Raw genomic sequence first — 15,111 nt, 5'->3', positions numbered from 1 at the left:
TCAGTTTTTCTTGGTCAGCAGCAACTGGCCGCGGCTGCGGATCGCGGCCTGGGCCGCTTCGGCAAAGCGCTGCAACAGCCATGGCAGCACCACTTCCACCTGCACGTGATCGTCGGCGACGTCGACATGGCCTGCCGCGCCTTGCCCGAGGGCGCGCACGTGGAAGATCATGCGGTTGTCTTCCCAGCGCTCCTCGTCGACACTTAGCATCGGTACGCTGGAAGCGGCGCGCGACAGTCCTGTCTTGAGGCGGCGCATCGCCTCCTCGCGGCCCAGACTATGCGGGATGGAAACCACGAGCGGTTTGGTCATCGCTGAAAAATCCTCCCTGATCTAGCTACATGTAATTGTACGCGGTTCGAAAGTAAGGGACGACCGTACGATCGCCTCCCACACCGGAACTTTCGTGATTCACGCTTGTTACTCTCCGCGAAGGCAGGATAGACACACGCCCCGCTTCGGGCTGAGGAGAGATTTATGTCTATCGGCACAATCATTCTGATTATTCTCATCATCGCCCTGCTCGGCGGTTTCAGTGGCATCGGTGGCGGCCCGTTCTATGGCACCGGATATTACGGCGGCGGCGGACTGGGTCTGGTGATCGTGATCCTGTTGATCCTGCTGCTGCTCGGAAAGATCTGAGCCACGCGTCGAGAATCGTAGGGTGGGCAAAGGCGCACCTGCGCCGTGCCCACCTTTCTTGTTGAGATAAAGATGGTGGGCACGCTGTCGCTTTGGCCACCCTACATTGAGGCCAATTTCTTCATCGCCGGCTTGATCGACGCTGCCGCGTCATCGTAGCCGTCCCACGCTTTCGTCTTCGCCAGTAGCGACGGCACGGTGCGGATCGTGTATTTCTTCGGATCGAGATCGCCGCGCACCTGCGTCCAGGTCAGCGGCATCGACACGGTAGCCCCCTCCCGCGCACGGGGCGACAAGGCAGCGATCGCCGTCGACATCCGGTCGTTGCGAAGATAGTCGAGGAAGATTTTTCCCTTGCGCAGCTTCTTCGACATGTTGAGCAGATAGCGCTCGGGATCATCGCTCGCCATCCACTGGCAGATGCCTTGCGCGAACGCCTTGGCCTCCTTCCAAGAAACCTTGTCCCTTGCGCCATAAAGCAGCGGCGTCACCACATGCAGCCCCTTGCCGCCCGTGGTCTTGCAGAAGCTTTCGAGGCCAACAGCGGTCAACCGCTGGCGCATGTCTTTTGCCGCTTCGATGACGTCGGAGAATTCAACATTGGGCGCGGGATCGAGATCGAACACCAGACGTCCCGGCGTGTCGTAAGCGTCCGGTGCACAATTCCAGGGATGCAATTCGAGGCCGCCGATCTGCGCCACCGCAGCCAATCCCTCGACCCGGTCGATCTGCAGATAGGGCTTGCGGTCGCCCGAAACCTTGGCCAGCTCGAACAGGTTGGACGCGCCCTGCATGGCGTGGCGTTGAAAGAACTTCTCGCCACGGATGCCGTCGGGCGCGCGAACGATCGAGCATGGACGGCCCTTGAGGTGACCGATCATCCATTCGCCGACGCTCTCGAAATATTGCGCGAGGTCGAACTTTGTAACGCCCTCGCCGTCGCCGGCGTCGGGCCACAACTCCTTGTCCGGCTTTGAGATCACCACGCCCATGACCTCGCCGGCCTTGTTCGTTGTTGCGGGCGTTGCCCGCACCGTCGCACCCTTGCCCTTGCCCTTGCCCGGTTTCGGCTGCGCGACGCCTGCCTTGGACGGTGTTTCCGCCTCCACCTCCTCGGCCGGCTTGTCCTGCCGCAGGCCTTTGAACGCCGCCTGACGAATGTTTCCGTCCGCGGTGAACCCCGCGAATTCGATCTCGGCGACCAACTCCGGTTTCAGCCAGTGCACGTCGCGGGTTTTCTTCGGCGCGTTCTTGCCGCCGAACGGGTTCTTGTCGGAGGCTGCGGCCTTCAGCGCCGGCATGATGCGGCGCACCTTGTCCTGCCCGAAACCGGTACCGACCATACCGACAAAGGCGAGATGATCGCCCCGATAGACGCCGGCCATCAGCGAACGGAATTTGCCGTTGGTGGTCTTCCAGCCGCCCAGCACCACCTCATGCCCGGCGCGGCATTTCGCCTTGGTCCAGCTCTCGGTGCGGCCCGAGCGATAGGGCACATCGAGTTTCTTGGAGACGATGCCTTCGAGTTCGAGCTTGCAGGCCGATCGCAGGACGGCATCGCCGCCGCTTTCAAAATGCTCGACATAGCGGATCTGCTTGTCCTTGCCCTTCTGCGCTTCCAGCAATTTCTTCAGCCGCGCCTTGCGGTCGCCGAGCGGGACCTTTCGAAAATCTTCACCATCGGCAAACAGCAGGTCGAACGCATAGAAGATCAGGCTCTCGCTGTCGCCGTCCGACAGCGCCGCCTGCAGGGTCGAGAAGTTGGGCGCGCCGTTATGATCGAGCGCGACGATCTCGCCATCGATCAGCGCGTCGGGAAGCGATTTCGCTTCCTCGGCGATCGCCTGGAATTTATCGGTCCAGTCGAGGCCTTTTCGGGTGTAGAGCACCGCATCGCCATCCTCGACCCGCAATTGCACGCGGTAGCCGTCGAACTTGATCTCGTGACACCAGCCTTCGCCGCCGGGCGGCCGCTCGACGACTGTGCAAAGCTGCGGCGCGACGAAATCGGGCATCGCCGCGACCTTCTTCGGCTTGACCATCGGGGCCGGGGCGCGCGTTTTGATCTCCGGCGCGGCGCGCAAGGCGGCCGTCTTCCGCAAGGTCCGCGCCTCGGCGGCATCGCCGCGGTTCGATTGCCAGACCGCGTCGGCCGTTGTCTTCGTGGCTAGCATGAACGGCTTTGGCGCCTTGCCCTTGCCTTGCGCGATCTGCTCCATCGTGCGCCCGGAGGCAACCGAACGGTCCTTGTCGAGAATGTCGTTATCCTCGCCTTCCCTAGCGAATTCGTCACGGTGCTTAATCAGGAGCCAGTTGGTGCGCTTGCCGCCATAGCGGTCGCCCCGCATCCGCACCAGTACCCAGCTTCCATGCAGCTTGCCGCCATGCAGGGTGAATTTCAGGTCGCCCTTCTTAAAACCGCGATCGGGATCATCGGACTCCCAATAGCCCCGGTCCCACAGCATCACCGTGCCGCCGCCGTACTGGTCTTCGGGAATGGTGCCTTCGAAATCGCCGTAATCGAGCGGGTGGTCCTCGACCTCGACCGCGAGCCGCTTGTCGTGAGGGTCGAGTGACGGCCCCTTGGTAACGGCCCAAGATTTGAACACGCCGTCGAATTCCAGCCTGAGATCGTAATGCAGCCGGGTTGCATCGTGCTTCTGAATCACGAACCGCCGCTCGCGGGCGGCCGCGACCTCGACGTCGCCGGAGGGCTCCGCCGTTTTGCGGAAATCGCGCTTCTTGCGGTACGTGCTGAGCTTCTTCAACGCCACGGCCACACCTCAATCAAAACCGCCCCGCGGCAACACCCGGAACGAAAACCCATACTAACCGTTGAAGTTCCCAAACCCAAACTGCGCCCGGAGATTGCAATGGCCCCCCGCGCCTACTGGAAAGGCTCGCTTAAGCTCTCTCTGGTGTCATGTCCGGTTGTGCTGTATCCGGCCTCGACATCGGTCGAGAAAACCCGCTTTCACATGATCAACAAGGAGACCGGCAACCGGCTGAAGCAGCAAATGATCGATGCCGAGACCGGCGACGTCGTCGAGAGCGACCAGAAAGGCCGCGGCTATGAGCTGAAAAAGGGCCAGTATGTCGAGATCGAAAAGGAGGAACTGGAAGCCGTCCAGATCGAGAGCAATCATACCATCGAGATCGACAGTTTTGTGCCGCGGGACGAAATCGACAAGCGCTACTACAATCACCCCTACTACATTGCCCCCGACGGCAAGGCCGCGGTGGACGCCTTCGCGGTGATCCGGGACGCCATGAAGGATGAGGAACGGGTGGCGCTGGCGCGCATCGTGCTGACCAACCGCGAGCACGTCATGGCGATCGAGCCGCTCGGCAAGGGACTGCTCGGCACCACGCTGCGATATCCGTACGAGCTGCGCGACGAGGATGACTTCTTCGATGATATCAAGACCCCGAAGATCACCAAGGACATGGTCGAACTCGCGGGCCATATCCTGCACAAAATGGCCGCGCATTTCGATCCCTCGAAATTCAAGGACGAATATGAGGACGCGCTGAAGGCGCTGGTGCGCCGCAAGGCTTCCGGCAAGCCGATCAAGGTCGCCGCGCCCGAGGAGAGGGCGGACAACGTCATCAACCTGATGGACGCGCTGAAGGCGAGCCTGAAGGGCAAGGCGGCGACGAAACGGCGCGCACAAGCCCCGGCCTCGCGGCGGGCGCGGGCACGCCGGACAGCAAGGAAAGCACACCGGTCGTCGGCGAGGCACCGCAAGGCGAGCTAGGCTTGCGCTGGCCGTCATTGCGAGCGCTTGCATTACCCGAAGCCGGAAGGCATTTTCCCCTTGGGAACTGACGCCACCGAGGATAGCGGCGCCGGACCGGGGAGGAATGAATGGCATTGACGAAGTCGCACGTCGCAGGACCGACCACGCCTGCAGTACGGGAGATGACGTTCGGCGATCTCTTGCGCAAGGCGGCTGAGGCCGCGCCCGATCGCCTCGCCCTGATCGCGGGCGTGCCTGACCCGGCGCAGCGGCGGCAATGGACCTACGCACAGTTCTATCGCGAAGCCCAGCGCACCGCCCGGGCGCTGCTGTCGCGCTTCAAGCCCGGCGAGCGCATTGCCGTCTGGGCACAAAATATCCCGGAATGGATGATGCTCGAATTCGGCGCCGGCATGGCGGGCATGGTGCTCGTCACCGTCAACCCGGCCTTCCGCGCCCGCGAAGTGGAATATGTGCTGAAACAGTCGCGCTCTGCCGGGGTCTTCGTGGTCAACGGCTTCCGCGGCAACCCGATGCTGGAGACCGTGCAGGCAGTGGCGCCGAATTGTCCCGAGCTGCGCGAGATCATCTGCTTCGATGACTGGAATGCCTTCATCGCGGCTGGCGACGACGAGGGCATCAAGCTGCCGGCCGTCAGCCCAGACGATCCCGTCATGATCCAGTATACCTCGGGCACGACCGGCTTTCCGAAAGGCGCCCTGCTCCGCCATCGCGGGCTGCTCAACAACGGTGCCGATACCGCCGACCGGATGGGCGTCGACGACGGCGACGTCTTCGTCACCACGATGCCGTTGTTTCATACCGGCGGCTGCGTCTGCTGCGTGATCGGCGCGGTATCAAAGGCCGCGACCACGGTGCTGGTCGAGGCTTTCGAGCCTGGGCTGGTGCTGGAAATGCTCGGGACCTATCGCGGCAACGCCATGCTCGGCGTGCCCACCATGCTGGTTGCGATGCTGGAGCACCCGACATTCGCGGCGACCGATCTGTCCTCCGTCAAGGCGATCTGCTCCGGCGGCTCGACAGTGCCGGCCTCGCTGGTGCGGCTCCTGGAGGAAAAGCTCGGCGCGCCCTTTACGATTGTTTTCGGCCAGACGGAATGCTCCCCCGTCGCGGCGCAGACCCGCACCCATGACAGCGTCGAGGACAAGGCCAACACGATCGGCCTACCGCTGCCCAATATGGAAACCAAGATCATCGATCCCAACACCGGCGAGACCGTTCCGATCGGCACGATCGGCGAGTTCTGCACCCGCGGCTATCACGTGATGATCGGTTACTTCGAAATGCCCGATGCGACTGCGGCTGCGATCGACGCCCACGGCTGGCTGCACACCGGCGATCTCTGCGCAATGGACGCGCGCGGCTACTGCACCGTGGAAGGCCGGCTGAAGGACATGATCATCCGCGGCGGCGAAAACATCTATCCGCGCGAGCTGGAAGAGTTGTTGTTCAAGCATCCCAAGGTCGGCGAGGTCGCCGTCATCGGCCTGCCGCACGAGAAATGGGGCGAAGAGGTCGCAGCCTTCATCCGCCCTGCGCCCGGCGCCGCGATCGACAAGGAAGAGCTGATCGCCTACATGCGCGCCTCGCTCGCCCCGCACAAGACGCCAAAACACTGGTACGTCGTGGACGCATTCCCGCTGACCGGATCGGGCAAGATCCAGAAATTCAAGCTGCGAGAAGCCTGCACCAAGGGCGAGATGACGGCGATCTAGGGAGCTTCCGTTCGTTTCAAATACTTTCACCGTCGTCCCTGCGAACGCAGGGACCCCGAGCGTGAGCGCAATTGCGCTCATCGCGGCGCCTCGGCTTATCTGCGGCGCGATGGGGCCAGTTGCCTTCGCTGCAATCTAGGCCGATGGTTATGGGTCCCTGCGCCCCGTGCGCAATTGCGCACTAGGCAGGGACGATGAGGGTGATTTTCGGTGTGGGCTACAATCGCTCCCTACCCCTTGAATGTCGGCTGCCGCGGATGGATACAGTCCTTGAAATCCGCAAAGCCTTTCCACGCCGGCTCCGGCGCGTCCTGTCCGGCTTGAGGCACATAGATCGACGGCTCGATCGAACTCATCGTCGGAATATAGCGCGGACAGTTCGGGAAGATCGCGCGCGCGGTGACGCGAACGATGAGCTGCGCGCCGACCGTCTCCGACAGCAGCGGATCGCTGTCGCTCACGCTGGCGCGGCCGTTGACCCGCAAGCGCCGCGGCTTTCCATGCATGGCGATGAACAGCAGGCCGACATCGGCATTGACGACGATGTTGCCGAGACTCTTGAACATGCCGTTGCCGTCATAGTCGGGAAATGCGAGCTCGGAAGGCCCGGTGATGCGCACAAACCCCGGCGCCCCACCCTTGAATGAGCAATCGGGCCGGCCTTCGGCATCGGCGGTTGCCAGAAAGAAATAGGGTAGGCCTTCGATGAACTGCTTGTCGTCAGCGGTGAATTCCTTGCGCATCAGCTTCTCTTCCAGCCGATCCGAAATCCGGCGGCTGTCGAACCGGTCCTGCAATTGCCTGTTACCTTCGTGATACATGACGCTCTCAGCCATGACCGTACGCCCTCCTTCTTTGAACCACCTGGGTGGAAGGTCCAACCCGGCTTCCGCAGGGAAGCATACCACTTCATGGTGATGCCGCGTGGGGCAAGCTGACCGTAAGTGCGAGGATCTCCACCATCGGAGGTATGATCAATCCGGCGCGCGCAACCGGTAGCCGATGCCGGTCTCGGTCAGCACGAATTGCGGGCGCTCAGGATCGGCTTCGATCTTCTGACGTAGCTGGCGGACGTAGACGCGCAGATACTGCGCATCCGTCAACTCGTCCCACAGCTCCTTCAAGAGGAAGCGATGGGTCAGCACCTTGCCGGCATGCTGCACCAGAACGCGCAGCAATTCGTATTCCTTCGGCGAGAGTTTTACTTCGCGCTCGCCAACCTTGACGATGCGGCGCACCAGATCGACCGAGAGGTCGCCTGCGCGGAATACCGGCCGCTCGCCCTGCACCTGCAATTGGTGCCGGAGCGCTGCGCGCATCCGCGCCAGCAACTCGTCCATGCCGAACGGCTTTGTCAGATAATCGTCGGCGCCGAGATCGAGCGCCTGCACCTTGCCGGCCTCGTCACCGCGGCTCGACAGTACCACGATCGGCACACTCTCGTTGCGGCCGCGGATCATGCGCAGGAGCTCATGGCCCTGGATGTCGGGCAGGCCAAGATCGAGGATGATCAGCGCCGGGCCATCCGCGAGCTTCTCCAGCGCAATCTTGCCGTTGGAGGCTTCGAGGATGTCGTAGCCCTGCGTGCTCAACCCCATCCGCAGCAATTTGCGGATCGGCGGCTCGTCGTCGATCACCAAAACCTTGATCTGGGCGGCGTTCATGCGGCGGTATCCAGCGCGCTATCGGAGGCCGGGACGGGCAGTCGAATAGTGATGATGGCCCCAGAGCGATCGGTACGATTGGCGGCCGATATCGTGCCATGCATCGCCTCGACGAAACCGCGCGAGATGGCGAGCCCCAGCCCGGTGCCGGGACGGATGTGGTCGCCCTTTTGAGCGCGATAGAACTTGTCGAACACGCTTTCCACCTCGGCAGGCGGAATACCGCTGCCTTCGTCGAGGATCTGCAGCGACACACTTGCCGGATCGCGCATTCCCCGGATCGAAATCGTGGTTCCGGCCTGCGCGTATTTGGCCGCGTTATCGAGCAAATTGAACAATACCTGTTCGAACAGAACCGCATCCAGCTCCAGCATCGGCAGATTGGGACTGAGTTCCAGTGACACCTTGTGATGCAGGAGGATCTTGTTCGCGCGGCGCAGCGTGCTGCCGACGATCTCGGAGACGTCATGCCGCGCGGTATTCGGCACGATCGCACCGGATTCCAGCTTGGTCATGTCGAGCAGATTGGCGATGAAGCGATTGAGGCGCTCGGATTCGTCGATCATGGTGGCGAGCAGTTCGTTCTTCTGCGCGTCGTTGAGGCTGGAGCCGAGATCGCGCAGGGCGGAAGCGGCACCGAGCACCGAGGCCAACGGCGTCTTCAGATCGTGCGAGATCGAGGTCAACAGCGCGCCGCGCAGCCGGTCGGATTCCACCGTGCGCTTGACCCGGTCCATGTCTTCCACCAGCAGCACGCGCTCGATCGCCAGCGCGCCCTGATCGACCAGCGCATCGAGCAGGCGGCGCTGATCCGGCGTCAGCAACGGACCGGTGCGGTCGTCGTCGATGCCGATGACGCCGATCGCGCCGCGCCCGGTTCGCATCGGCAGGAACAGCCGTTTGGCGCCCGGCAGCGTATCCGAGCCGCGCCCGGCCGCACGGTCGTTGTCCCAAGCCCATTTGGCGGCGGCAAGGTCGGCCTCGCCCAGTTGATCCTCGGGCGGATAGCCCGACTTCACGGTGAGCACACCGTCCTCCGGCAACAGCAGCACCACCCTCACCTTCAGCATCAGCGCGGTCTGATAGGCGGTCGCCCACAGCACATCGTCCAGCGTCGCGGTGCCCGCGAGCTTGCGGCTGAAGGCGTAGAGCGATTCGGTGGTGCGCACCCGGCCGATCGCGGTGTCGGCCTGAGAGCGCACCCGTGCCGCGAGATTGGAGACCAACAGCGCGATCAGCATGAAGAGGAAGAACGCGGCAATGTTGATCGGGTCGGCGATGGTGAAGGTGTGGACCGGCGGCATGAAGAAGAAATTGTAGCACAGCGACGCCGCGACGCTCGCCAACAGCGATGGCAAGAGCCCGTAGCGAACGGCGACGCCGACCACGGCGGTGAGGAGCACCAGATCGACATTCTCGATGCCACCGAACATCGGCTGGATCAGTTTGGCAGCGCCGAGGCTGACCGCGACGAACAATAGCGCCATCATGTAGGGCCGCGGGTTGAACGGCTCCTGTCGCGCCGCAGTCTGCACCGCCGCTTTCGCCACGCCCTGTTCGTCGCCGGGGATGACGTGGACGCTGATATGGCCGGCGCGGCGCACCAGATCGTGCACGACAGAACCGCGCGTCAGCTCGAACCACCAGGAGCGGGTCGACTTGCCGATGACGATCTGCGTGACATTATTGGCGTGCGCGAAATGGATGACGTCGTCGGCGATGCGGCGGCCGACGCCGGGAATGGTCAGCGCCTCACCGCCCAGCGCTTCCGCCAGCCGCATGGTATCGGCCAACCGGTCGCGCTGCTCGTCGGTCAGTTGCAGGCTACGGCGTGTCTCGATGCTAATAGCGGTCCATTGCGCGTGCAGCCGGTCGGCCAGCCGCTTGGTATAGCGCACCAGCCCGGCCGCGCGCGGATCTTCGCTGACGCAAACCAGGATGCGCTCACCTGCCGCCCATGGACCTGCTATGGCGTTGGCCTGCATATGGGTGAGCAACTGCTCGTCGACGCGTTCGGCGGTGCGCCGCAGCGCCAGCTCGCGCAACGCGGTCAGGTTGCCTGGCGAGAAATAATGCTCCAGCGCGCGCTCGGCCTGTTTGGGAACGTAGACCTTGCCCTCCTTCAGCCGCTGGATCAGATCGTCGGGCGTGAGGTCGATCAGCTCGATGGCGTCGGCGCGGTCGAACACGGAATCCGGCACAGTCTCACGGACCCGCACATGCGTGATCTGCGCGACCACGTCGTTGAGGCTCTCGATGTGCTGGATATTGACGGCCGTATAGACGTCGATGCCGTGGGACAGCAATTCCTCGACGTCGAGATAGCGCTTGGGATGACGGCTGCCGGGCGCATTGGTGTGAGCGAGCTCATCGACGAGCGCGATCTGCGGCCGCCGCGCGATCAGCGCGTCGAGGTCCATCTCCTCGAGCGTCTGCTCCTTGTAGGCGAGCCGCCTGCGCGGCAGCACCTCGAGGCCGTTCAGAAGCACCTCGGTTTCAGCGCGACCGTGGGTTTCGACGATGCCGACCACGACATCGGCACCGGCCTTCTTCCTGGCGTGGGCGCTCTGCAGCATCTCATAGGTCTTGCCGACGCCGGGCGCGGCGCCGACGAAAATCTTGAGCTTGCCGGCGCGGCTCTCCTCGCGCCGGGCCGCCTCCAGCAGGGCCTCCGGCGAGGGACGTTGTTCGCGGTCGCGGCGGGCTTGGACCATGCGGCAGTATAGTCCTCACCCTTCGAGGGGCCTAGCGTGTCTCATTTTGAAACCTCATCCAGCGCCAGATTCACCGCCAGTACGTTAATGCGCGGCTCGCCAAGCAATCCAGCCATGCGGCCCTGAATGTGCTCGGTAACCAGTTGCTGGACGCGCGCCTCCGGCAGGTTGCGGGCCTTCGCCACGCGCGGGACCTGGAATAGCGCGCCTTCCGGCGAGATGTCGGGATCGAGCCCGCTGCCGGAGGTGGTGACGAGATCGACCGGTACGGGCGCGGCCGGGTTTTCGGTCTTCAGCTTCCCGAAGTCCTCCTTGATCCGGTCGGCCAGCGCCTTGCTGGTCGGACCCAAATTAGAGCCGCCCGAACTGGCGGCGTTATAGGGCGCAGGGACCGTTTTGGTCGGATCGGCCGGATCCGGCGCCGTGGTCGCGGACGGACGGCCGTGGAAATATTTGTCGTCCTTGAACTCCTGCCCGATCAACGCGGAGCCGATCACCTTGCCGTCCTTCTCGATCAGGCTGCCTTGCGCCTGCTTTGGGAAGATCGCGCCGGCAATCGCGGTCATGGCGAGGGGATAGGCAACGCCGGTGATCGCGGTGAGTAGCAGCAGGATGAGGATCGCGGGACGGATTTCTCTGAGCATTTTAGGTCTCCGTAAGTTTTCCGTCATTGCGAGCGAAGCGAAGCAATCCATGGCGCCACAAGCGGATAGATGGATTGCTTCGTCGCTTCGCTCCTCGCAATGACGGTTGTGGTGTTAGGCCAGGCCCAAAGCCACAACCGCAAGGTCGATGGCTTTGATGCCGATAAAGGGAACGATGATGCCGCCCAAGCCGTAGATTAGCAGGTTACGGCGCAGAAGCGCCCCTGCCCCGACGGCGCGATAGGCGACGCCTTTCAGCGCCAGCGGGATCAGCGCGATGATGATCAGCGCGTTGAAGATGATCGCCGACAGGATGGCGCTCTGCGGGCTTGCGAGGTGCATGACGCTGAGCACCTCGAGCTGCGGGTAGAACGCCAGGAACATAGCCGGGATAATGGCGAAATACTTTGCGACGTCGTTGGCGATCGAGAACGTGGTCAGCGCGCCGCGCGTCATCAGAAGCTGCTTGCCGATCTCGACCACCTCGATCAGCTTGGTCGGATTGGAATCGAGATCGACCATGTTGCCGGCCTCGCGCGCCGCCTGCGTGCCAGTGTTCATGGCGACGCCGACATCGGCCTGCGCCAGCGCCGGCGCGTCGTTGGTGCCGTCGCCGCACATCGCGACCAGTTTGCCCCTGGCCTGCTCGTCGCGGATCAGCTTCAGCTTGTCCTCCGGCGTTGCCTGGGCAAGGAAATCGTCGACGCCGGCCTCGGCCGCGATGGCGGCTGCAGTCATCGGATTGTCGCCGGTGATCATCACGGTGCGGATGCCCATCCGGCGCAATTCCGCAAAGCGCTCCCGGATGCCGCCCTTGACGATGTCCTTCAGATGCACGACGCCGAGTAGTTTCCCATCTTTGGCGACCGCCAGCGGCGTGCCGCCGGCTTTCGAGACCTCGTCGGAAACCGTTTGGATCTCACGGGCCGCCTCCGAGAGGACGCCCGACACGGCGCGCGCCGCATTCCCCGAAGCGACCGCGCGGATCGCGCCGCCACCATCGACGTAATTCAGGATCGCATCCACCGCGCCCTTGCGCACCGACGATAACCCGGCGTCGATGCCGCTCATGCGTGTCTGCGCGGTGAAGGGAATGAAGCTCGCGTTGAGCTCCTTCATGTCGCGGCCGCGGATGCCGTATTTCTCTTTCGCCAGCACGACGATCGAGCGACCTTCCGGCGTCTCGTCGGCGAGCGAGGCGAGCTGCGCCGCATCCGCCAGCTCCTGCTCGGTGACACCGCGCAAGGGGCGAAACGCCGTGGCCTGCCGGTTGCCGAGCGTGATGGTGCCGGTCTTGTCCAGCAGCAGCGTATCGACGTCGCCGGCGGCCTCCACCGCACGGCCGGACATGGCGAGCACGTTGAAGCGCACCAGCCGGTCCATGCCGGCGATACCGATCGCCGACAGCAGCGCGCCGATGGTGGTCGGAATCAGCGTGACGAACAGTGCCACCAGCACCACCACCGAAATCGAGCCGCCGGCATAAGCCGCATAGCTCGGGATCGTCACGGTGGCGAGACACGAAGATGATGGTCAGGCCGGCGAGCAGAATATTGAGCGCGATCTCATTCGGCGTCTTCTGCCGCTCCGCTCCTTCCACCAGCTTGATCATGCGGTCGATGAAGGTCGACCCTTGCGCCGCCGTGATCCGAACGCGGATCCAGTCCGATAGCACTTGCGTGCCGCCGGTCACCGCCGACCGGTCACCACCGGATTCGCGGATTACAGGCGCAGATTCACCCGTTATCGCCGCCTCGTTCACCGAAGCTACACCCTCGATCACTTCGCCATCGGAGGGGATGTTGTCGCCGGCCTCGACCAAGACGATGTCACCCACCTTCAGGCTGGTGCCGGAAACCAGACGATAGTTCTTGCCGGGACCTTCCAGCAATTTTGCCTTGCTCTCGGTGCGGGTCTTCTTCAACGACAGAGCCTGCGCCTTGCCGCGGCCTTCGGCAACGGCCTCGGCGAAATTGGCGAACAGCACGGTGAACCACAGCCACAGGATGATCTGGAACGTGAAGGCGAAGTTCTCGCCGCCGGCCACCAGATTGCGCAGGAATATCACGGTCGTGAGCGTGGCCACGATTTCGACCACGAACATCACGGGGTTCTTCACCATCAGCCGCGGATCGAGTTTTGCAAAGGCCGCCCGGATTGCCGGCAGCACGATGCTCGGATCGAACATCGCCGACGCCGTCGCCTTTTTCTGCAATTTCATGGTTTCCATGGACGTAACTCCTGACGGCTTCGATCAGAACAAGGTGTTGGCGTTCATAGCCAGGTGCTCGACAATCGGCCCCAGCGCCAGCGCCGGGAAGAAGGTCAGGCCGCCGATGATCAGGATGACGCCGACGACGAGGCCGACGAACAGGCCACCGGTGGTCGGCAGCGTGCCGGCCGAGGCCGGGATCGATTTCTTGGCTGCAAGCGACCCCGCCAGCGCCATTGCCGGCACGATCATGAAGAAGCGGCCGACGAACATCGAGCTGGCGAGTGTCAGATTGTAAAAGAAGGTATTGCCGGTCAGGCCGCCGAAGGCCGAGCCGTTATTGCCGGTCGCCGAGGTGAAGGCATAGAGCACCTCGGTAAAGCCATGCGGACCGGCATTGGCCATGGACGCCACCGCCGGAGGGAAGACGACCGCAACGGCCGTCCAGCCCAAAATCATCAGCGGCAGGATCAGGATCGCAAGCATCGCCATCTTGACCTCGCGCGCCTCGATCTTCTTGCCGACAAATTCCGGCGTGCGGCCGACCATCAGGCCGGCGACGAAGATCGCCAGCACGACGAACAACAGCATACCGTAAAGCCCCGCGCCGACGCCGCCGACGATGATTTCGCCGAGTTGGATGTTGAGCAGCGGGATCATGCCGCCGAGCGCGGTGAAGGAGTCGTGCATGGCATTGACGGCGCCGCAGGAGGCAGCGGTGGTAATGACTGCGAAGAGTGAGGAGGCGACGATGCCGAAGCGGACTTCCTTGCCTTCCATGTTGCCGCCAGAGAACCCCAGCGCGCTCAGCGTCGAGGTGCCGTTGGCTTCGGCCCAATAGGTGACGGCGACGCCGGCAAGGAAGAGAACGCCCATTACGCCGAGGATCGCCCACCCCTGCCGCTGGTTGCCGACCATCCGGCCGAACACGTTGGTCAGCGCCGCGCCGAGCGCAAAGATCGAGATCATCTGCACGAAGTTCGACAGTGCGGTGGGGTTTTCAAAGGGATGTGAGGCATTGGCATTGAAGAAGCCTCCGCCATTGGTGCCGAGCATTTTGATCGCGACCTGCGAAGCGACAGGGCCGACCGCAATCGTCTGCTTGCCGCCTTCCAGCGTGGTCGCCTCGACATAGGCGCCGAGCGTCTGCGGTATGCCCTGCCACACCAGGAACAGCGTATAGACGAAGCAGATCGGCAGCAGCACGTAAAGCGTACAGCGCGTCACATCGACCCAGAAATTGCCGATCGTGCGCATCGAGGAACGCGAGAAGCCGCGGATCAGCGCCACTGCGAGCGCGATACCGGTCGCTGCCGACAGGAAGTTCTGATGCGTCAGGCCCAGCATCTGCGTCAGATATGACAGCGTGCTTTCGCCGCCGTAGTTCTGCCAGTTGGTGTTGGTGATGAAGGAGATCGCGGTATTGAAGGATAAATCCTGGGCGACGGCGGATTGTCCCGCCGGGTTGAACGGCAGCAGCGCCTGCAGCCGCATCAGGCCGTAGATGATGAGGAAGCCGCCGACATGGAACAGCAGCATCGCGACCGTGTAGGTCAGCCAATGCTGCTCGCGTTTCTCGTCGACGCCGCCGATCCGGTACAGCCCAGCCTCGACCGGCCTCAGGATCGGCGTGAGGGGTGTGCGCTCGCCGCTGAAGACGCGCGTCATATACCAGCCGAGCGGCTTTACGAGCGCGACCACGATCGCGCAGTACAGCAAAATCTGAAACCAGCCGACAAGTGTCATGGGTGAGTGTCCT

General features: G+C 63.2%; 10 protein-coding genes and 1 pseudogene. 3 read left to right on the top strand and 8 right to left on the bottom strand.

All coding sequences use genetic code 11. From position 1 onward, the window contains the following. Entirely contained in the window at positions 1 to 312 is a 312-nt protein-coding gene (locus V1278_RS10975; RefSeq protein WP_334364582.1) for a polyhydroxyalkanoic acid system family protein, read from the bottom strand. A 165-nt stretch (positions 313 to 477) separates the two neighbouring features. Between V1278_RS10975 and V1278_RS10970 the strand changes: the two genes are divergently transcribed. Beyond that, entirely contained in the window at positions 478 to 642 is a 165-nt protein-coding gene (locus V1278_RS10970) for a DUF3309 family protein (protein ID WP_065727178.1), read from the top strand. A 101-nt stretch (positions 643 to 743) separates the two neighbouring features. Here V1278_RS10970 and ligD read toward each other — a convergent pair whose 3' ends face one another. After that, positions 744 to 3,416, bottom strand: coding sequence for a DNA ligase D (gene ligD, locus V1278_RS10965; protein WP_334380715.1), 2,673 nt, complete (start codon positions 3,414 to 3,416; stop codon positions 744 to 746). A 99-nt stretch (positions 3,417 to 3,515) separates the two neighbouring features. Between ligD and ku the strand changes: the two genes are divergently transcribed. Both ku and V1278_RS10955 read left to right on the top strand, forming a co-directional pair. Further along, complete coding sequence (ku, locus tag V1278_RS10960) at positions 3,516 to 4,400, top strand: non-homologous end joining protein Ku (protein ID WP_334380714.1); 885 nt, start codon at positions 3,516 to 3,518, stop codon at positions 4,398 to 4,400. Between the two features lie 110 nt (positions 4,401 to 4,510). Then, positions 4,511 to 6,118 (top strand): AMP-binding protein, encoded by a 1,608-nt coding sequence (locus tag V1278_RS10955; protein WP_334380713.1) that lies wholly within the window; start codon positions 4,511 to 4,513, stop codon positions 6,116 to 6,118. A 230-nt stretch (positions 6,119 to 6,348) separates the two neighbouring features. Here V1278_RS10955 and V1278_RS10950 read toward each other — a convergent pair whose 3' ends face one another. The 6 genes and pseudogenes from V1278_RS10950 to kdpA all read right to left on the bottom strand — a co-directional run bounded on the left by V1278_RS10950 (position 6,349) and on the right by kdpA (position 15,098). After that, positions 6,349 to 6,954: a pyridoxamine 5'-phosphate oxidase family protein gene (locus tag V1278_RS10950; protein ID WP_334380712.1), complete on the bottom strand. Its 606-nt coding sequence runs from the start codon at positions 6,952 to 6,954 to the stop codon at positions 6,349 to 6,351. 138 nt (positions 6,955 to 7,092) lie between these two features. Further along, on the bottom strand, positions 7,093 to 7,782 hold the full coding sequence (locus tag V1278_RS10945) for a response regulator transcription factor (protein WP_334380711.1): 690 nt from the start codon (positions 7,780 to 7,782) through the stop codon (positions 7,093 to 7,095). Next, entirely contained in the window at positions 7,779 to 10,496 is a 2,718-nt protein-coding gene (locus V1278_RS10940; protein ID WP_334380710.1) for a sensor histidine kinase KdpD, read from the bottom strand. The genes V1278_RS10945 and V1278_RS10940 overlap by 4 nt, the downstream gene beginning before the upstream one ends. Positions 10,497 to 10,537: 41 nt before the next feature. Further along, a complete protein-coding gene (locus V1278_RS10935; protein WP_334380709.1) occupies positions 10,538 to 11,140 on the bottom strand; it encodes a K(+)-transporting ATPase subunit C in 603 nt (200 codons plus the stop codon). A gap of 114 nt (positions 11,141 to 11,254) precedes the next feature. Continuing rightward, a pseudogene (kdpB, locus tag V1278_RS10930) lies at positions 11,255 to 13,370 on the bottom strand (potassium-transporting ATPase subunit KdpB). Positions 13,371 to 13,394: 24 nt separating this feature from the next. Continuing rightward, positions 13,395 to 15,098 carry a potassium-transporting ATPase subunit KdpA gene (gene kdpA, locus V1278_RS10925; RefSeq protein WP_334380708.1) on the bottom strand — a complete coding sequence of 568 codons (1,704 nt, stop codon included), beginning with the start codon at positions 15,096 to 15,098 and terminating at the stop codon, positions 13,395 to 13,397. Positions 15,099 to 15,111 lie beyond the last annotated feature (13 nt).

Source organism: Bradyrhizobium sp. AZCC 1577 (genome assembly GCF_036924575.1).
GTDB lineage: Bacteria > Pseudomonadota > Alphaproteobacteria > Rhizobiales > Xanthobacteraceae > Bradyrhizobium.
This window is presented reverse-complemented; position numbering and strand designations above follow the sequence as displayed.